General features: G+C 68.0%; 16 protein-coding genes. 12 read left to right on the forward strand and 4 right to left on the reverse strand.

The window, feature by feature from the left end:
- Window positions 1-11: 11 nt before the first annotated feature.
- From WKR98_RS14270 to WKR98_RS14280, 3 genes are all read right to left on the reverse strand, one after another.
- Window positions 12-995, reverse strand: a complete 984-nt coding sequence (locus WKR98_RS14270) for a Bug family tripartite tricarboxylate transporter substrate binding protein (RefSeq protein ID WP_341433910.1) — start codon at window positions 993-995, stop codon at window positions 12-14.
- Window positions 996-1,086: 91 nt separating this feature from the next.
- Entirely contained in the window at window positions 1,087-2,187 is a 1,101-nt protein-coding gene (locus tag WKR98_RS14275; protein ID WP_161567835.1) for an amidohydrolase family protein, read from the reverse strand.
- A 146-nt stretch (window positions 2,188-2,333) separates the two neighbouring features.
- The gene (locus tag WKR98_RS14280; RefSeq protein ID WP_341433911.1) at window positions 2,334-3,857 is read right to left on the reverse strand and encodes an isochorismatase family protein; all 1,524 of its coding nucleotides are present in this window, start codon (window positions 3,855-3,857) and stop codon (window positions 2,334-2,336) included.
- A gap of 125 nt (window positions 3,858-3,982) precedes the next feature.
- Here WKR98_RS14280 and WKR98_RS14285 point away from each other — a divergent pair, with 125 nt between their 5' ends.
- The 10 genes from WKR98_RS14285 to truA all read left to right on the forward strand — a co-directional run bounded on the left by WKR98_RS14285 (window position 3,983) and on the right by truA (window position 15,257).
- Window positions 3,983-4,705, forward strand: a complete 723-nt coding sequence (locus WKR98_RS14285; protein WP_161567833.1) for a GntR family transcriptional regulator — start codon at window positions 3,983-3,985, stop codon at window positions 4,703-4,705.
- Window positions 4,706-4,814: 109 nt separating this feature from the next.
- The gene (locus WKR98_RS14290) at window positions 4,815-5,279 is read left to right on the forward strand and encodes a CBS domain-containing protein (protein ID WP_192901757.1); all 465 of its coding nucleotides are present in this window, start codon (window positions 4,815-4,817) and stop codon (window positions 5,277-5,279) included.
- A gap of 374 nt (window positions 5,280-5,653) precedes the next feature.
- Complete coding sequence (gene aroC / locus WKR98_RS14295; RefSeq protein ID WP_341433912.1) at window positions 5,654-6,754, forward strand: chorismate synthase; 1,101 nt, start codon at window positions 5,654-5,656, stop codon at window positions 6,752-6,754.
- Between the two features lie 61 nt (window positions 6,755-6,815).
- The gene (locus WKR98_RS14300; RefSeq protein ID WP_445936098.1) at window positions 6,816-7,655 is read left to right on the forward strand and encodes a M48 family metallopeptidase; all 840 of its coding nucleotides are present in this window, start codon (window positions 6,816-6,818) and stop codon (window positions 7,653-7,655) included.
- Between the two features lie 348 nt (window positions 7,656-8,003).
- Window positions 8,004-9,407 (forward strand): 3-isopropylmalate dehydratase large subunit, encoded by a 1,404-nt coding sequence (leuC, locus tag WKR98_RS14305; protein WP_124689922.1) that lies wholly within the window; start codon window positions 8,004-8,006, stop codon window positions 9,405-9,407.
- An 11-nt stretch (window positions 9,408-9,418) separates the two neighbouring features.
- A complete protein-coding gene (gene leuD / locus WKR98_RS14310) occupies window positions 9,419-10,087 on the forward strand; it encodes a 3-isopropylmalate dehydratase small subunit (protein ID WP_124689921.1) in 669 nt (222 codons plus the stop codon).
- A 55-nt stretch (window positions 10,088-10,142) separates the two neighbouring features.
- Complete coding sequence (leuB, locus tag WKR98_RS14315; RefSeq protein WP_124689920.1) at window positions 10,143-11,216, forward strand: 3-isopropylmalate dehydrogenase; 1,074 nt, start codon at window positions 10,143-10,145, stop codon at window positions 11,214-11,216.
- A gap of 80 nt (window positions 11,217-11,296) precedes the next feature.
- Window positions 11,297-12,424, forward strand: a complete 1,128-nt coding sequence (gene asd / locus WKR98_RS14320) for an aspartate-semialdehyde dehydrogenase (protein WP_124689919.1) — start codon at window positions 11,297-11,299, stop codon at window positions 12,422-12,424.
- A gap of 137 nt (window positions 12,425-12,561) precedes the next feature.
- Window positions 12,562-14,454 carry a FimV/HubP family polar landmark protein gene (locus WKR98_RS14325; protein ID WP_341433913.1) on the forward strand — a complete coding sequence of 631 codons (1,893 nt, stop codon included), beginning with the start codon at window positions 12,562-12,564 and terminating at the stop codon, window positions 14,452-14,454.
- 11 nt (window positions 14,455-14,465) lie between these two features.
- Window positions 14,466-15,257, forward strand: a complete 792-nt coding sequence (truA, locus tag WKR98_RS14330; RefSeq protein ID WP_341433914.1) for a tRNA pseudouridine(38-40) synthase TruA — start codon at window positions 14,466-14,468, stop codon at window positions 15,255-15,257.
- Window positions 15,258-15,281: 24 nt separating this feature from the next.
- Here the strand turns inward: truA and WKR98_RS14335 are convergent, their stop codons facing one another.
- The gene (locus WKR98_RS14335) at window positions 15,282-17,144 is read right to left on the reverse strand and encodes a tannase/feruloyl esterase family alpha/beta hydrolase (protein WP_341433915.1); all 1,863 of its coding nucleotides are present in this window, start codon (window positions 17,142-17,144) and stop codon (window positions 15,282-15,284) included.
- A 202-nt stretch (window positions 17,145-17,346) separates the two neighbouring features.
- Between WKR98_RS14335 and WKR98_RS14340 the strand changes: the two genes are divergently transcribed.
- Window positions 17,347-17,988: a phosphoribosylanthranilate isomerase gene (locus WKR98_RS14340; protein ID WP_124689915.1), complete on the forward strand. Its 642-nt coding sequence runs from the start codon at window positions 17,347-17,349 to the stop codon at window positions 17,986-17,988.
- Window positions 17,989-18,058: 70 nt separating this feature from the next.
- Window positions 18,059-19,258, forward strand: coding sequence for a tryptophan synthase subunit beta (gene trpB, locus WKR98_RS14345; RefSeq protein WP_124689914.1), 1,200 nt, complete (start codon window positions 18,059-18,061; stop codon window positions 19,256-19,258).
- The last annotated feature ends 5 nt before the right edge of the window (window positions 19,259-19,263 follow it).

Below are 19,263 nucleotides of genomic sequence, written 5' to 3' on the forward strand. Positions count from 1 at the left end.
CGCGGCCAGGATCATTTCGCGATCCCCGCGTCGGCGATCACCTTCTTCCACCGGGTGGCCTCGGCGTCGATCAGCGACGAGAACTGCGCGCGGCTGGTGTTGCCGGTCAGCATGCCCATGTCCGCATAGCGCCTGCGCACCTCCGGATCGGCCAGCGCCTGCCGTACGGCGGCGTTGAGCTTGTCCAGTATGGCCGGGTCCGTTCCCTTGGGCGCCGCCAGGCCTATCCAGCTGCCCGTCTGCAGGGCGCCGTAGCCCGCTTCCGTGGTGGTCGGCACGTTGGGCAGGATGTCGAGCCGCTCGTTGGCCGCGACCGCGATGGGCTGGATGGTGCCGGCCTTGAGCGGACCTGCGATGGGACCCGCGGTGTAGAAGGCCACGTTCACGTCGTTGCGCAGCAAGGCCAGCACGACGGGGGGCGAGCCGTTGAACGGCACGTGGGTCATCGAGACGTTGGCCAGGTTGGCGAAGTATTCGGCCGCGAGATGAGGCGGGGTGCCGATGCCGGGCGAACCGAAGTTCACCTTGCCCGGCCGCTCTTTCGCATAGGCGGCCAGTTCGCGCAGGCTGCGGGCCGGTATGGCGGGATTGACGACGACGATCGTGGGCGCATTGCTGATCAGCGCGATGGGGTCGAACGCGGTCAGCGGATCGAAACCCATGTCGCGATAGAGGTACTGGTTGGTCGCGAAGTTGTTCACTGCCCCCAGCAGCAGCGTGTAGCCGTCCGGGGCGGCGCGCGCCACGTCCGCGGCGCCCAGGTTGCCGGAGGCCCCGGGCTTGTTCTCGATGACGAGCGGTTGACCGAGCTGTTTCTCCATCAGCGGCGCGATCAGGCGGAAGCTGACGTCTCCCAGCCCGCCCGCCCCATAGGGATTCACGATGCGTATGGGCCGGGAAGGGTAGGCATTGCTCTGGGCCCAGGCTGCGCCATGGGCGGCCAGGGGCAGCAGTAGCAGGGAATATCGGGCAAGGCGATGGTGGAACGGCTTCATGGAATCTCTCCTGGAGTGACGTTTCTCCTTACCGGTGGGCGCGCCGCAGGCCCCATGCCTGACGGCGCGCCGCCGCTTGTCGCTTCGTGTATCAGGGTTCGCCGTAGAAGTTGGCCGCGTTGTCGTAAAGGAACTTGCGCTTCTGCTCCTTGGTGAGATCCTGGCGTTCGATGATCTCCATCGCGGCGTTGTCCCGCCCTTCGCCATGGGGAAAGTCCGAGGAATAAAGAAGCTGGCCATCGCCCAGCAGCTTGAGTTCGTGCGCCAGCATGGCGTCGCTGGATTCGGGGCCCAGGTAGATGCGTCCCGATTTCACCAGGTCGTCCACTTCACTCTTGGGCAGCATGCTGGGATCGGCCATCCGGCCCTTGTTGACTTCGGCGTATTGCTTCATGCGCCCCACCGAATAGAAGATCCATTCGCCGCCGAACTCCAGGAACGCGACCTTCAGGCTGGGGTACTTGTCCAGCATGCCGTGGCCGGCCATGGCCATGAAGGCCAGTTGCGCGGGCATGGCCTTGCCGATCATGTTGGCGTCCTGGATCGACTCGCACAATTGCGCCAGCGGCGGGAAGCTCATGGCCATGTGCACGCACAGCGGCAGCCCGGTGCGCGAGAACTCGTTCCAGATCGGCTCGAAGCTCGGGTGCGACAGCATACGGTCGCCCACGGTCCCGAACACCACGGCGGCGGCCGCGCCCATGGCGATCATTTCTTTCATGGCCAGCCGGGCCTGCTCGGCGTCCCGCATGGGCAGCAGGCCTACCCAGCGCAGGCGCTTGGCGGCGTCCCGGCAGCGCGTGCCGATGTAGCGGTTGTAGGCGCGGAAGAGTTCGCCTTCCAGCGTGGCGTCCGCGGCGATGGTCGCGTAGACCGTGCTGGGGAACAGGACCTGGACGTCGATGCCCAGCTTGTCCATCGCGGTGAGGCGGTCGGCGACGTCGCCCAGCGTGACACAGCCGACGGGCAGGGAGAATGCGGTGAAGTCGCCGGCGCGCGCGCGGTTGGCGCCGTATTCCTCCAGCACCATGCCAGGGGTATTGGCGGCATGGGTGCCGGGTCCGAACGGATGCGGTTCGATGCGGCCGTCGACCAGCCACGCCGTACCCCAATTGCCGAGTTCATGGCCGTCGCCGAATTTGACCGGCCGCGGACGCCGCAGCCAATACTGTTTGGGAAGGGTTTCCCACATTTCCGGGGTCATTAGAACGTGGGCATCTGCGTCATAAATCTTGAATCCTTCAAGCATGTTCAGTCCTTTCACGTAATGATGGGGAAAGCAGCAGGGGCTACTGAATCAGTGGGGCGGGCAAGATCCTCCTTTGGCGATGGCGACAATCAACCCGGCAGGCCCATGAGCCGCAGCGCGGCCTGGGAAAGGGCAGAGCCGGGGTCGTTCAACCGGGTCACGATTTCGTAGTGGTTGGTGGCGGGCAGCAGCATCAGCTCCACCTGCCTGTCCTGTTCCTGCGCGGCGCGGACGAAGTCCCGCGCCTGCCGCTGGAATTCCGGGCTTTCCCGGTCGCCGATCGCGACCACGGCCGGACAGCGCAGGCGTGACAGGTGCCGGATCGGGCTGTAGCGCTCGATCTCGTCCGGCTGGAGTTCGACGTAGCCGCTGCGGGCGCTGAGCATCACGGGATGCAGGTCGTACATGCCGCTGATCAGCAGCGCGCTCTTGATCAGGTCGGCGGGCAGGTGCAGGGATTCCCAGTCCGTGGTCGCCAGGACCGCGGCCATATGAGCGCCGGACGAGTGGCCCGACAGGTGGATGCGTCCGGGGTCGCCGCCGAAGCGCGACGCCTTGGCGTGGACCCAGGCCAGCGCACGGCGGGTCTGGGCGATCATGTCGGGCAGGCGCACCTCGGGAATCAGCGAAAAATCCAGCACCACCAGCACGCCGCCCGCGGGGACGAGCGTGCGCGCCAGGAAGGACTCGTCGTCCTTGCTCAGATTGCGCCAGCCGCCGCCGTGCACGTGGACGTGGATGGGCGCGCCTTGCCGCTGCGCCGGAAAGATGTCCAGCGTCTCGTGGGGGCCCGGGCCATAGGGAACGTGCCGGTGGTGCGGGTATTGCTCGCGGGCGCTGGCGCTGGCCTGCGCGTACCAGGCCAGCATGGCGTCCCGGTTGTCGGCCCAGGCTCGCTGGTCGTAGGCGCGATCCAGCTCCTCCTGCGTGTAGTTCAGGTAGACGCGCGGCGGCGAGGCCCGCCAGTGGGACGCGAGCGCGTCCAGGCGGGTGACGTCGCCCAGCAGGAAGCGGACGTTGTTCAGCGTGGCCTCGTGCGCGGGTTGCGTGTGCGATGCCACGCAATCCTCGGGCACGACGCAGTGGAAGCCCAGCGCGTTCGCATGACGCAGCGTGGCTTCGACGCAGATGTTGGTCTGGACGCCCGCGAAAACCAGTGTACGGATGCCGCGGGCGCGCAGTTCGTGTTCGAGGGTCGTGCCGACGAAGCCGTCGTAGCTGTTTTTCTCCAGCACCGGTTCGCCGGACAGCGGCTGGACGCCGTACCAGTCGTAGCCCCACGTATCGCGATCGCAGCAGACGTCGGTGATGCCTTGCTCGGCCAGCTTGGTGCGCATGGACGCGGGCAGCAGGTCGGGCCGGTAGCAGGCGCGCAGCCAGAAGACCGGGATGCCATGTTCGCGCGCGGCGTCGATCAGGGCCTGGAGCGGGGGCACGATGGCGCAGCACGCCGCGGTGTCCTTGCCGATGACGCGCTCGACATAGCCGCCGGGGGCGCAGAAATCGTTCTGCATGTCGATCACCAGCACGGCCGTGTGGGCAACGTCCACTCGGGCGGCCAGGGAAAGGAGGGGCTGCGCATCCGATAAGTCGCGATAGGCGTCGGCTTTCAATTCCTTCTCCATAATCGATGATTTTTTTATTTTCGATTTTTAGGTGATTTTTAGGAATAATCGATTATCTGTCAATAGAAAGATGATTTGGGCTGCGTGTTACGATGAATGAAAAGACGAGGGGCATGATGAAACTGGCATCGGTGTTGCCGGCTGGACAGCCGGCTCCGAGCACGGGACAGAATTTCGCGAGCACGATTGCGACCCGGTTACGCAACGACATCGTTTCCGGCAGGCGTCCCCCAGGTGCCAGGCTTTCCATCGAAGAACTCAAGGGGGACTTCGGCGTCAGCCTTTCCCCGCTGCGCGAGGCCCTGGCCAGGCTGGCCACCGAGGGCTTCGTGGTCAACGAAGACAAGAAAGGGTTCAAGGTCGCGCCGGTATCGCGCGAGAACCTGCTCGAGGTCGCGAAACTGCAGTCCACGCTCGAGCCCATGGCCCTGCGCGAGTCCATCCGGCACGGCAACCGCGACTGGGAGGACGGCATCGTCCTGACCCACCACCGGCTGTCGCGCTACGAGCGTCCGGAACAGAAGGACGGCGGCGTCGTCGACGAGTGGGAAGCGCATCACCGCGAGTTCCACCTGGCGCTGCTGGCGGCCTGCCGCATGCCGCTGGCGCTGATGGTGTGCGATTCGCTCCAGCATTTCAGCGCGCGCTACCGGCGCCTGTTCCTGGCCTACAAGCCCTTCGATCGCGACGTCGCCCAGGAACACCGTTCGCTGGTGGATGCGACGCTGGACCGCAAGGAAGACCTGGCCGCGGAGATCCTGGCCGAGCACATCGAGCGAACAGCTCGAAACATCCTGGCGGCGCTGGATGCGGGCGGTGTGGCGGCGGCGAGTTGAAGCGTGTTTCGAGGCGCGCTAGGATAGCTACATGGCCATGCACGAGCCGATATATTCCCCAGATCCGACCCCATAAACAGAACCGGCGTGCGTGGCTGAGGAGGCCGTCATGATCAAAGTCAGTGAAATCCTGCGCGTCAAGGGCGACGCGCTTTATACCGCCAGCCCCGATACCCCGGTCGGGCAGGTCGTCGATACGATGGCCCTGCAAGACATCGGCTCGCTGGTCATCATGGAGTTCGGCGAGCTGGTGGGCATGCTCACCTTCCGCGAAATCATCCGGCACCTGCAGGCCAACGGCGGCTCCCTGGGTACCACCACCATCCGGTCGATCATGGACGACGCGCCGGTCACGGTATCGCCCAACACCGAAGTCAACGAGGTGCGGCGCCTGATGCTCGACAAGCACGCCCGCTACATCCCCGTCATGGACGGCCGCATGCTGCTGGGGGTGATCTCGTTCTACGACGTCGCCAGGGCCGTGCTCGAGGCCCAGGGTTTCGAGAACCGCATGCTCAAGGCCTACATCCGCGACTGGCCCGGCGAACAGCGCGAGACCGAAGGGACGCTGTAGGGGGGGGGGGATTCCCCCCCCTACGCGCTTACGCGCGCCCCCCAGGGGGCGATGCGGGTGGACCGGAAGGGAAGCCCACCCCCAGGCGGCCTTTGGCCGCTCCCCCTCAAGGGGGCGATGCGGGTGGACCGGCAAAGCCGGATCCACCGCATCCTGGGCCTAATACCGGTTTCTTGGATTGTGGCAGCGTTGCTATCGCTGGCAGCCAGCGATAGCAACCGTGCCACGACCCAAGATGGTTTCCCTAGACCCAGGAAACCGCGGATCCGGCTTTGCCGGTCCGCCGGTTTCGCCCCCTGGGGGGCGCGCGTCAGCGCGTAGGGGGGCTCGATACTACGGCTACAATGGCTCATCCCTACCGGAGCCCAGATTCCATGCCAGGCAGCACCCTCGGAGAACTCTTCTGCGTCACCAATTTCGGTGAATCCCACGGACCCGCCGTCGGCTGTGTGATCGACGGCTGCCCGCCTGGGATGTCGCTGACCGAGGCCGATATCCAGGTCGAGCTGGACCGCCGGCGTCCCGGTACGTCGCGCCACGTCACCCAGCGGCAGGAACCCGATCAGGTCGAGATCCTGTCCGGCGTCTACGAGGGCAAGACCACCGGTACGCCGATCGCGTTGCTGATCCGCAACCAGGACGCGCGCAGCAAGGATTACAGCAACATCGCGGAAACCTTCCGCCCCGGCCACGCCGACTACACCTACTGGCACAAGTTCGGCATTCGCGATCCGCGCGGCGGCGGCCGTTCGTCGGCCCGCCTGACGGCACCCACGGTGGCAGCCGGCGCGGTGGCCAAGAAGTGGCTGGCCGAGCGCTACGGCGTGCGCGTGCGCGGCTATATGAGCCAGCTGGGCGACATCGACATTCCGTTCGAGGACTGGGACGCTGTCCATACCAACCCGTTCTACGCGGCCGGCAACAGCCGCGTGGCCGAACTCGAGGCCTACATGGACCAGTTGCGCCGCGACGGCGACTCGGTGGGCGCGCGCATCGAGGTGGTGGCCGAGAACGTGCCGGTGGGCCTGGGCGAGCCGGTGTACGGACGCCTGGACGCCGACATCGCCTACGCCATGATGGGCCTGAACGCGGTGAAGGCGGTGGAGATCGGGGCCGGTTTCCACAGCGTCGAGCAGCGCGGCACCGAGCATGGCGACGAACTCACGCCGGAGGGCTTTCTGTCGAACAATGCCGGCGGCATCCTGGGCGGAATCGCCACCGGACAGCCGATCACGGTGTCGCTGGGCATCAAGCCCACCTCCAGCATCCGCAGCCCGCGCCGGTCCATCGACAAGCAGGGCGCCCCGACGGTGGTCGAGACCCACGGGCGCCACGATCCCTGCGTGGGCATCCGCGCCACGCCCATCGCCGAGGCCCTGCTGGCCCTGGTGCTGGCGGACCACGCGTTGCGCCATCGCGCGCAATGCGCCGACGTGTCGGTCGAGACCCCGCGCCTGGGTCTGGCGCGCGGATAAAGAAAGTAACAGGGGTTTTGGGGCAAAATTGCCGCCTTGGCGTTCTTGTCTTGGGGGCAGCATGAAAAAGACCAAACGTTCTCCTATCTTGCGCCGCGCCGCGATGGCCGCGGCGGCCCTGGCGCTGGTGGCCGCGGCCGGCTGCGAGTCGGTCAATACCACCCAGGGCGGCACGATAGGCATCGACCGCACGCAGCGCATGTCCAGCCTGGTATCCGAGCAGCAGCTCGACCAGCAGGCGGTCCAGCTCTACCAGCAGACGCTGTCGGGGGCCCGCAGCAAGGGCCAGCTCAACACGAACGCCTCCCAGCTCGCCCGTGTGCGGACGATTTCCCAGCGCTTGATCGGGCAGGTGGGGGTGTTCCGGCCCGATGCGACGAAGTGGAAGTGGGAAGTCAACGTCATCGACGACAAGGAAGTGAACGCCTGGTGCATGCCGGGCGGCAAGATCGCGGTCTATACCGGGTTGATCAATACCGTGAAGCCGTCCGACGACGAGCTGGCGGCGGTACTGGGCCACGAGATCGCGCACGCGCTGCGCGAACACGCGCGCGAGCGGGCGTCCGAACAGATGGCGACGAGCATGGGCTTGAGCGTGCTGGCGGCGATCACGGGGTCGCAGGCGAGTTCGGACCTGGGCGGGGCGCTGGCCAACGTGATGTTCGGGCTGCCGAACAGCCGCTTGCATGAGACGGAGGCCGACCGGATGGGGGTGGAACTGGCAGCCCGGGCGGGCTATGACCCGCGGGCGGCGGTGACGTTGTGGACCAAGATGGGACAGGTCGGCGGTTCCGCGCCGCCCGAGATCCTGTCCACCCACCCGTCGGCCGAGTCCCGTATCGCGGACCTGCGGCAGGCTTCCGAGAAGGTGTTGCCGCTGTACCAGCAGGCTCGACGCTAGAGTCCTTAAAGCGGCCGTGGCGGGGAGTAAAAACCCCCCATCGCCGCCAGCCAGTTGTTACCCAGGATGCGGAGGATCCGGCTCCGCCGGTCCACGCGCATCGCCCCCGGGGGCCCGCCGCCGGGCCGTCCCAAGGTGGGTCCCGGCCCCCTTGGGGGGCTGCCGCGTAGCGGCTGGGGGCTCATCATGCTGGGCGCGCGCAAGCGCGTAGGGGGGGCTTAATATACAATCAAGAGTTCCCTATCCCTGAGCGGGTCCGTCGAGGCTGGTCCTCGCGCCTGAGCGACGCCGAGAGGCGCCGAGCCGTGCGGCTGTTCATGAGCCCGTTCACTTTTTGGCCGGAATCTCATGCCTCAGACCCTTTACGACAAGCTGTGGGACGCCCACGTCGTCCATCAGGAAGAAGACGGTACCTGTCTGATCTACATCGATCGCCATCTGGTCCACGAAGTGACCAGCCCGCAGGCGTTCGAAGGGCTGAAGCTGGCCGGCCGCCCGGTGTGGCGCATCAGCGCCAACCTGGCGGTGGCCGACCATAACGTGCCCACGCACAACCGCGACCAGGGCATTGCCGATCCGATCTCGCGCCTGCAGGTTGATACGCTGGATGCCAACTGCCAGGACTACGGCATCGTCGAGTTCGACATGGGCGATCGCCGCCAGGGCATCGTGCACGTGATCGGGCCCGAGCAGGGCGCGACGCTGCCGGGCATGACCGTGGTTTGCGGCGATTCGCACACCAGCACGCACGGTGCCGTGGCCGCGATGGCCTTCGGCATCGGTACCTCCGAGGTCGAGCACGCGCTGGCCACGCAGACGCTGCTGGTCAAGAAGAACAAGAACATGCAGGTGCGGGTCGAGGGCAAGCTGCCCGCCGGCTGCACCGCCAAGGACCTGGTCCTGCACGTGATCGGCAAGATCGGCACGGCGGGCGGGACGGGGCATGCCATCGAGTTCGCCGGCAGCACGATCCGCGACCTGTCGGTCGAAGGCCGCATGACCATCTGCAACATGGCCATCGAGGCCGGCGCGCGCGTCGGGCTGGTGGCGGTGGACGAGAAGACCATCGAGTATTTCCGCGGCCGTCCCTACGCGCCCAAGGGCCAGGCCTGGGACCAGGCGGTGGCGTACTGGAACACCCTGCACTCGGACGAAGGCGCGCATTTCGACCGCGTGGTCGAGGTCGACGCGGCCGAGATCCAGCCGCAGGTCACCTGGGGCACTTCGCCCGAGATGGTGCTGCCGGTGGGCGCCAACGTGCCGGATCCGGCCAGCGAGAAGGACGAGACCCGCCGTTCGGGCGTGGCGCGCGCGCTGGAGTACATGGGCCTGACGGCGAACATGCCGATCACCGACATCAAGATCGACAAGGTCTTCATCGGTTCGTGCACCAATTCGCGCATCGAGGATTTCCGTGCCGCCGCGGCGGTACTGCGCGGCAAGCGCGTGGCCTCCAACGTCAAGCTGGCGCTGGCCGTGCCCGGTTCGGGCCTGGTCAAGGCGCAGGCCGAGCAGGAAGGCCTGGACAAGGTCTTCATCGAGGCCGGCTTCGAGTGGCGCGATCCCGGCTGCTCGATGTGCCTGGCCATGAACGACGACCGCCTGGAACCGGGCGAACGCTGTGCCTCGACCTCGAACCGCAATTTCGAGGGCCGGCAGGGCGCGGGCGGCCGCACCCACCTGGTGAGCCCCGCGATGGCGGCGGCCGCCGCCGTGGCCGGTCATTTCGTCGATGTCCGCAAGGTCAACTAAGGTAGAGCATCATGCAAGCATTCACCACTCATGAAGGCCTGGTGGCGCCGCTGGACCGCGAGAACGTCGATACGGACCAGATCATCCCCAAGCAATTCCTGAAGTCCATCCATCGCAGCGGCTTCGGCCCCAACCTGTTCGACGCCTGGCGCTACCTGGACGAAGGCCAGCCCGGCATGGACAACAGCAAGCGGCCGCTGAACCCGGACTTCGTGCTGAACCAGCCGCGCTACCAGGGCGCTTCCATCCTGCTGGCACGCAAGAACTTCGGCTGCGGTTCGAGCCGCGAGCATGCGCCGTGGGCGCTGGACCAGTACGGTTTCCGCGCGGTGATCGCGCCGTCGTTCGCCGACATCTTCTTCAACAACTGCTTCAAGAACGGCGTGCTGCCCATCGTGCTGTCGGAAGTCGACGTGGACAGCCTGTTCCAGGAAGTGGAAGGCAAGCAAGGCTACCGGCTGACCATCGACCTGGACCGCCAGGTCGTCGCGACGCCGTCCGGCCGCGAGCTGTCGTTCAGCGTCGACAGCTTCCGCAAATACTGCATGCTGAACGGCCTGGACGAGATCGGCCTGACGCTGCGCCATGCGGACAAGATCAAGGCCTTCGAACAGAAGCGGCTCGCCACCCAGCCCTGGCTGGACGTGGAGGCGCTGCGCGGTACCCAGGCCAGTCGCTGACACCGTAATCCGCCGGCCCCTGCGGGCCGGTCCCGACCCTGAATCAAGAGCCACAATGACACAACATATCGCAGTGCTGCCGGGAGACGGCATCGGTCCCGAAATCGTCGAACAAGCCGTGCGCGTGCTGACCGCGCTGGGCGAGTCGTTCACGCTCGACACCCAGCCGGTGGGCGGTGCTGCGTACGAGGCCGCGGGCCATCCGCTGCCTCCGGCCACGCTGGACCTGGCCAAGAAGGCCGATGCGGTGCTGTTCGGCTCGGTGGGCGACTGGAAGTACGACAAGCTCGAGCGCGCGCTGCGTCCCGAACAGGCCATCCTGGGGCTGCGCAAGAACCTGGGCCTGTTCGCCAACCTGCGCCCGGCCATCCTGTATCCCGAACTGGCCAATGCTTCGTCGCTCAAGCCCGAGGTGGTGTCGGGCCTGGACATCCTGATCATCCGCGAGCTGACCGGCGACATCTATTTCGGCCAGCCGCGCGGCGTGCGCACGGCCCCGGACGGCGCCTTCGCGGGCCAGCGCGAGGGCTTCGACACGATGCGCTACGCCGAGCCGGAAATCCGCCGCATCGCGCACGTGGCCTTCCAGACCGCCCGCAAGCGCCGCGGAAAGTTGTGCAGCGTCGACAAATCCAACGTGCTCGAGACCTTCCAGTTCTGGAAGGACATCGTCACCGAGGTCGGCAAGGAGTATCCTGATGTGGAGCTCAGCCACATGTACGTGGACAACGCCGCCATGCAACTGGTGCGCGCGCCCAAGCAATTCGACGTGATCGTGACCGGCAACATGTTCGGCGACATCCTTTCCGACCAGGCTTCGATGCTGACGGGCTCCATCGGCATGCTGCCGTCCGCCTCGCTGAACGAGACCGGCAAGGGCCTGTACGAACCCAGCCACGGCTCGGCGCCCGACATCGCGGGCAAGGACATCGCCAACCCGCTGGCGACCATTCTCTCGGCGGCGATGATGCTGCGCTATTCGCTCGACAAGGCGGCCCAGGCCGACCGGATCGAGGCAGCCGTCAAGAAAGTGCTGGAGCAGGGCTTGCGCACGGCCGACATCTACGAAGCGGGCACGACTAAGGTCGGCACTGCCGAGATGGGCAGTGCCGTGATCAAAGCTCTGTAACCAGCCTGCGTGTCGCGCCCCCCGGGTGTGATGCGCCCGGCAAACAGTTTCAATCTGGACTACTTGTTAGGGGTGTGTAAATGAAAGCAGTTGGTCTGGTCGGCTGGCGCGGCATGGTCGGTTCCGTGCTCATGCAGCGCATGCGCGACGAAAACGATTTCTCGCTGATCGAGCCGGTGTTCTTCTCGACCAGCAACGCCGGCGGCGCGGCGCCCTCGTGGGCGCAGGGCGCGGGCCCGTTGCAGAACGCGTTCGACATCGAGGCGCTGAAGAAGCTGCCCATCATCGTCACGGCGCAGGGCGGCGACTACACCACCGAGGTCTATCCCAAGCTGCGCGCCGCCGGCTGGGACGGCATCTGGATCGACGCGGCCAGCACGCTGCGGATGAAGGACGATGCCATCATCGTGCTCGACCCGGTCAACCGCAACGTGATCGACGAGGCGCTGAAGAAGGGCGTCAGGAACTACATCGGCGGCAACTGCACGGTCAGCTGCATGCTGATGGGCCTGGGCGGCCTGTTCGAGCACGACCTGATCGACTGGATGACCAGCATGACCTACCAGGCCGCCTCCGGCGGCGGCGCGCAGCACATGCGCGAGCTGCTGACCCAGTTCGGCCTGCTCAACGCCACGGTGTCCGGCCTGTTGGCGGACCCGGCCTCGGCCATCCTGGAAATCGACCGCACGGTGCTGGCCAAGCAGCAGGACGGGTCGCTGCCGCAGGAACACTTCGGCGTGCCGCTGGCCGGCAACCTGATCCCCTGGATCGACAAGGACCTGGGCAACGGCACCTCGCGCGAGGAATGGAAGGGCGGCGCCGAGACCAACAAGATCCTGGGCCGCGGCGAGGGCTTCAGCGTGTCTCCCATCCCCATCGACGGCCTGTGCGTGCGCATCGGCGCGATGCGCTGCCACAGCCAGGCGCTGACCATCAAGCTCAAGAAGGACGTGCCGCTGGACGAGATCGAGGGCATGCTGCGCGAGAACAACCCGTGGGCCAAGGTCGTCCCGAACACGCGCGAGGCGTCGATGCAGTCGCTCACGCCGGTGGCCGTGACCGGCACGCTGGACATCCCGGTCGGCCGCATGCGCAAGCTGGCGATGGGCCCCGAGTACCTGAGCGCCTTCACCGTGGGCGACCAGCTGCTGTGGGGCGCGGCCGAGCCGCTGCGCCGCATGCTGCGCATCGCACTGGGCGAGCTCTGATCCTCGGGCTTGCATCAGAACGTACCTGAGCTTGCGACGGTAAGTCTCTGATGCTAAAAGGAGTCCCGGCAGGTGCCGACCTGCCGGGATGATCAACCGCCAGGCTATTCGCGGGGGCTTTTGCGCATGGGATTAGGATGAACGGACTTTCCGATCGAGAGGCAGGCCGTCCGGCCTTGATACACAAGCGTCCGCGCGCGGGCGGTCCATCGGCGGGGCTGCTGGCGCTGGGATTGGCGGCCGGGGCCGTATCGGCGGCGCAGGCCGCCGACCTGGGGTCGCTGAAAGTCCTGTCCGCATCCGGCGAGCCCCTGCGTGCCGAGATCACCGTCAATGCCGCGACGCCCCAGGAAGCCGGCACGCTCCAAGCGGCCATCGCGCCGCGGGACGTCTACCGCCAGACCCAGCTCGAATACAGCGAAGCCCTGGCCAACCTGACGCTGCGCATCGAAGACCGTCCGGACGGGCGCAAGGTGGTCAGCATCGCGTCGGCGGCGCCGCTGGACGTCCACGTCCTGGACCTGCTGGTGGAGCTGACCTGGAACATGGGCCGCTTCATCCGCCAGTACACCTTCATCCTGGATGTGCCGACGCCCAAGGCGCAGGCCGCCGAGACGCAGTCCACGCCGGCCGCCCTGGAGGTCAAGCCTGGCGATACCCTGTTCGGCATCGCGGGCCGCCTCAAGCCCGAAGGCGCTTCGATCTACCAGACCCTGGCTGCGCTGCTGCGCGCCAACCCCCAGGCCTTTGTCGACGGCAACATGAACCGGCTGCGCGCCGGCGCGTCGCTGTCCGTGCCCGGCGCGGACGACGTGGGCGCGATCGACTCAGCGCAGGCCGCGGCCTTGTTCGCCAGCCAGGCCGAAGCTTTCGAGGCCTACCGCCAGCGCGTGGCGGGCGGCGCGAGGCAGGTGCCGGCCGGCGCGGCCGGCGCGGCCGGCGGGGCCGAGTCGCGGGGCGACATCGCGTCCTCGGCCGGATCGCAGGCGGAATCCGGTGCGCAAGAGGGCGATGCCCTCAAGCTTTCCAGCGGCGGCAAGGAAACGGCCGCCGGCGGCGAGCAGACCACGCGCGACCGCCTGGAGGAAGAGCGGGACGCCACCGCGAAGGCCATGCACGAGGCGCAGGAGCGGGTCGAGGCTTTGCAGGGCAACGTCGAAGCCATGCGCGGCCTGCTCGAGGCGCAGAACGAGACGCTGGCGAAGATGGAGCAGCAGGCCCGCGAGCGCGCGGCCGATACCGCGGCTGGCCAGCCGGCCACGCCGGCTGGTGACGCGGCCGCCAAGCCGGAGGCCGCCGCGCCCGCGGCCCCGGCGCAAGCGCCGGCGACGGCGGGCGAACCGTCCGCGAACGCCGCCGCCCCGGCCACCGCCGAGGCCGCGCCCGCCGGTGAGCCCGAGGCACGGCCTTCCCTGGCCGCCTCGGTGGCCGGCAAGGTCCGCGAGCACAGCGTGGCCGTGCTGGGCGCCATCGTTGCCGTGCTGGCGGCCCTGCTCGGCGCCTTTGCGCTGCGCCGCCGCTCGGTCCGCGCCGAGCGGGAAGAAGCGCGCGAGGCGGCCCGCGTCGAGGACGAGAACGCCAATGAGGAGGCCGACGCACTGCCGCCGGCCGAGGGCGCTCCGGTCAATCACCTGCGCGACTGGGACGACATCCCGCCGTTCCCCATTCCCGATACCCTGCCGCCGCGCGCGGAAGGCGAACCCGACGACTATCCGGACGACGACGAGCCCGAGGATAGCGGCCGTCCCGCGGCCGTTGCGCCGGCCGCCGCCGTGGCGGCCTTCGGACTGGACCTGAGCCTGGACGCTCCCGCGCCGGCCCAGGACAAACCCAGGCCCACCGCCGCGCCGGGCATCGACCTGGATACGGACCTGGACGCGCCGGCCGGCATGGCCGCCAAGCTGGACCTGGCCAAGGCCTATGCCGACTTGGGCGACCGCGCCGGCGCGCGCGAACTGCTGGAAGAGGTCCTGCGCGACGGCGACGCGGACCAGCGCGAACGGGCGCGGGCGCTGCTCGCTTCCTGGTAGGACCGCCCGGCATGCCACGCATCGCCCTGGGGCTGAGCTACGACGGCGCCCCCTGGCTGGGCTGGCAGACCCAGCCGCACCGGCGAACCGTGCAGGACCGGCTGGAATCGGCCCTGGCCGCCTTCGTCGGCCAGCCGGTGGCCACCATCTGCGCCGGCCGCACCGATACCGGGGTGCATGCCGCGCAGCAGATCGTGCATCTGGAGACCGAGGTCTTGCGTCCCGAGCAGGCCTGGGTGCGCGGCGTGAACGCGCATCTGCCGCCCAGCATCGCGGTGCGCTGGGCGCGCGAAGTGCCCGCCGACTTCCACGCCCGTTTCTCCGCGCGTTCGCGCTCCTATGTCTACCTGCTGCTGGACGACCCCGTTCGCTCGCCGCTGTGGACGGGCCGCGCGGGCTGGAGTTTCCGGCCCCTGGACCTGGAGGCGATGCGCACGGGGGCGGCCCATCTGTTGGGCGAGCACGACTTCAGCAGCTTCCGTTCGTCCGAGTGCCAGGCGGCCTCGCCCGTGCGCACGATGCACGAACTCGGCATCGAACGGCGCGGCCGGCTGGTGGTCTTCACCCTGCGCGCCAATGCCTTCCTGCACCACATGGTCCGCAACATCGTGGGGGCGCTGGTGTACGTGGGGCAGGGCAGGCAGCCCGCCGGCTGGATGCCCGCGCTGCTGGCCGAACGCAACCGGACCAAGGCCGCGCCCACGTTCTCGCCCGATGGCCTCTACCTGACGGCCGTGGGCTATCCCGGCGACTACGGCTTGCCGTCCACCGACGCGACCGACGAGATCAGGCTGGGGCGCTGATCCGTCGGCCGTCCGGCCGGCGTCCTAGCGGCAGCTGTAGTTCGCGCCGTCGGAGATGGATCCGCCGCCCTTGTAGGTAGCCTTCTGCGGATGGACACAGATCGGCATGCTGACGCTGGCGTCGGCCGATTTCAACATCAGCGGGCCGGGCTGCGTGCCTTTCTCGACCCAGGCTACCAGCGCGTCGAAGAACTGGTTGGCCGCGGGCAGCGGCACGGTGTTGGCCGTGGCGGCCGGCCCCGCGCTGCCGCTGACGGTGCCCACGCCGGCGCAGTGGCCCATGCCCGGGACCAGGTACAGCCGGTTGAAGGCCTGGACCGCATCCATGCCGCCCATCTCGTCGGCGACGCGGGCCAGGTAGTTCAGCGAGCCGGCGGGCGTGATCAACTGGTCGGCCAGCCCGTGGTAGCTGATGACCTTGCCGCCGCCGTCGCGCAGCCGGGTCAGGTCGGGGTTGTCGGTGTTGATGTGGCCGAAGGCGGCCTGCAGCGCGACGCCGCGGTCATAGGCGTTGGCCAGGTCGGCGTAGCTCATGTCCTGCCACTTGTCCGCGCCGTTGCCGGTCGCGTTGGTGAAGGACGGGGTCGCGTACGAGGGGTTCTGCAACTCCAGGGCGACCATGTCGGTGGCGATGGTGAACGGGCGGGCAACCGGAGGCGTGCCCGACGATCCGGCCAGGCCGCCGAGGTCGGTGCCGCGCGTCAGGCCCCACCAGAGCTGCTTGCTGGCCAGCGTGGTGCCGCTGGCGTTGTCGGCTTGCGGGTCGGGGGCGCTGCCGTCGGCGGTCTGGCCGTACCAGATCTTGTTGATGGTCCGGGCCTCGGCCAGCGAGACACAGGCGGCATCGGTGCTGGTGCCGACCACGCCGTTGCCGGCCACGCCCGCGCACAGCGCCGAGGCGTCGCGCGTCGGGTCGTAGCGGCATTGGCCGGGATCGGCGATGAAGCCCAGGTGCTGGCCGCCCACGGTGTCGCAGGCGCTGACCGCGGCCGCGCTGACGCGGCGCAGCTTGTCGGCGGCGATCGGGCCGCCCAGGTCGCGCCGCATGGCCACCTGTGGATACAGCTCGTTGGTGATGAAGCGGGTCCAGTTGAAGGCGGGGGCGCCGTTCAGGTAGCCGTCGTAGTCGTCGGGGTGCTCCTGGGCGATCTTGTAGCCCTGGCGGCCGCCGGTGGAGCAGCCTTCCCAGTAGGCGTATTGCTGCGGCTTGCCGTAGTAGGCCTCGACCAGCGCCTTGGTCTTGACCGCGAGTTCGTGCAGGCTGCGTTCGGCAAAATCGCCCCACAGCGCGCTGTTGATCGTGCCGTCTTCCTTCATCGCGAACGACCCGTTGCCCGCGATGGCGTGGCCGGTGTCGGTGCTGCCGACGGCATAGCCCAATGCCGCGGTGGCCGCGGCGCCGGCGTTGCCGACCAGCGTGGCCGAGGCCTGGCTGCCGCCTGCCCAGCCGCCACCGCCCAGGTTGCGGATGCGCTGGTTCCAATTGGCCGGCGTGGGCAGCCAGACCTCGATGCCGATGCCGGGCGAGGTGGACGGCGCATCCGCCGTGCCCGGATTGCCCGGACCGACCACCATCTTGACCAGACACATGTCCTGGCCGGCCTTGGCGGGCGCGGGCGATGCCGGCGTACCCGCCAGGGCCAGGGCGTCGCCCTGCTTGAAGGCCTTGGCCAGGACCACCTGGGTGTTCGCGTCCGGCTTGAAGGCGGCCTTCATGCTGTCGTCGCAGCTGAGCGTGGCTGCCGGCGGCGGCGGGGCGGGCGGCGCGGGATCGTCGCTGCCGCCACAGGCGCCCAGGGCGGCCAGCAGGCCCGCGGCCCAGGCGCGTGGCGGCAGGCTGGAAAGGGGGTGACGGCGGGGGAAGGGATGCTGCTTCGGGCGTGCCATGGTGATCTCCTCGGTAGGCAGGCGGGCTGCCGTTGTTCTTGTGGATGGAACCGCAGGCCGACAAACGCTTTCATGCAGGATAGTTCTTGTTTTTGTGCGGCAATCATGCATATTGATGCATGGTTCCTCAATCTAGGGCTTGTACCTAGCCCGCCCGGCAAGGCGTGGGAGAAGGAAAATCGCGGGGCGGTATGATGGCGGGATGTCCCGTACCCGTATCAAGATCTGCGGCCTGACCCGCGAAGAAGACGTCGCCGCCGCCGTCGGCGCGGGCGCCGATGCCATCGGCCTGGTCTTCTATCCCCCCAGCAGGCGCGCGCTGGCCCCGGCGCGCGCGGCCGAGCTGCGGCGCCTCGTCCCGCCGTTCGTCGACGTGGTGGCCCTGTTCGTCAATGCGTCCGACGCGCAGATCCAGGAGGTGCTGGAGGTGGTCCGGCCCGACCTGCTCCAGTTCCATGGCGACGAAACGCCGCAGCAATGCGAACGCCACGGCCAGCGCTACCTGCGCGCCTTCCGGGTCGGCGGGCCGGGAATGGAAACGTCGCAGGCTTTGCTAAAATCCTGCCTACAGTACGGTTCCGCCGCAGGCTGGCTGTTCGACAGCCATTCCGATGGCTACGGCGGCAGCGGGAGAGTGTTCGATTGGTCTCTGGTCAGCAGCGAAAGCGCGCGTCCGGTCGTTTTGTCTGGTGGGTTGCATGCCGCAAATGTGGCGGCAGCCATTGAGTCCGTGCGCCCGTTCGCTGTTGACGTAAGCAGCGGCGTGGAAGAGTCGCCAGGCATCAAATCCGCCGACAAGATCGCCCAGTTCGTGGCGCAGGTACGGCAGGCCGACGGCAACTGACGCCGCATTCCGCAATCCTTCCGGCGCGCGCCAGGCGCGCGGGCCGGGCTTCATAGCCGGGACCATCCCAGTGAAAACCTACGATTTCCCCGACGCGAGGGGCCATTTCGGCCCATATGGCGGCGTGTTCGTCGCCGAGACGCTCATGCACGCGCTGGACGAGCTGCGCCAGACCTATGCGCGCTACCAGCACGATCCCGATTTCATCGCCGAATTCAACTACGAACTCGAGCACTTCGTGGGCCGCCCCAGCCCCGTCTACCACGCCAGGCGCTGGTCCGAGGAGCTGGGCGGCGCGCAGATCTGGTTCAAGCGGGAAGACCTGAACCACACCGGCGCGCACAAGGTGAACAATTGCATCGGGCAGGCGCTGCTGGCCCGCCGCATGGGCAAGCGCCGCGTGATCGCCGAGACCGGCGCCGGCCAGCACGGCGTGGCGACCGCCACCGTCGCGGCCCGCTACGGCATGGAGTGTGTGGTCTACATGGGCAGCGAGGACGTCAAGCGGCAGGCCGCCAACGTCTACCGGATGAAGCTGCTGGGCGCGACCGTCGTGCCTGTGGATTCGGGTTCGCGCACGCTGAAGGACGCGCTGAACGAAGCCATGCGCGACTGGGTGACCAACGTCGAGGACACCTTCTACATCATCGGCACCGTGGCCGGCCCGCATCCGTATCCGATGATGGTGCGCGATTTCCAGACCGTCATCGGCAACGAGTGCCTGGAGCAGATGCCCAAGGCCGCGGGGCGCCAGCCCGACGTCGTGATCGCGGCGGTGGGCGGGGGCTCGAACGCCATGGGCATCTTCCATCCCTATCTGCCGTACGACGACGTGGCGCTGGTGGGCGTGGAGGCCGCCGGGGAAGGCATGGACACGGGCCGCCACGCGGCCTCGCTGGCCGGCGGCGCGCCGGGCGTGCTGCACGGCAACCGCACCTACGTGCTGCAGGACGCGAACGGGCAGGTGATCGACACCCATTCGATCTCGGCCGGCCTGGACTATCCGGGCGTGGGGCCCGAGCATGCGTGGCTGATGGACAGCGGCCGGGCGACCTATGTGGGCGTCACGGACGAGGAGGCCCTGGCGGCCTTCCATCACTGCTGCCGGATCGAGGGCATCATCCCGGCGCTGGAGTCGTCCCATGCCATCGCGCATGCGGTCCGGCTGGCGCCCACGCTGCCCAAGGACAAGATCCTGCTGGTCAACCTTTCCGGACGTGGCGACAAGGACATGCATACCGTCGCCGAACGTTCGGGCATCGCGCTCTGAGGGCG

Origin of the sequence: Pigmentiphaga sp. YJ18 (genome assembly GCF_038066655.1) — a bacterium.
Classification (GTDB): Bacteria; Pseudomonadota; Gammaproteobacteria; order Burkholderiales; family Burkholderiaceae_B; genus Pigmentiphaga.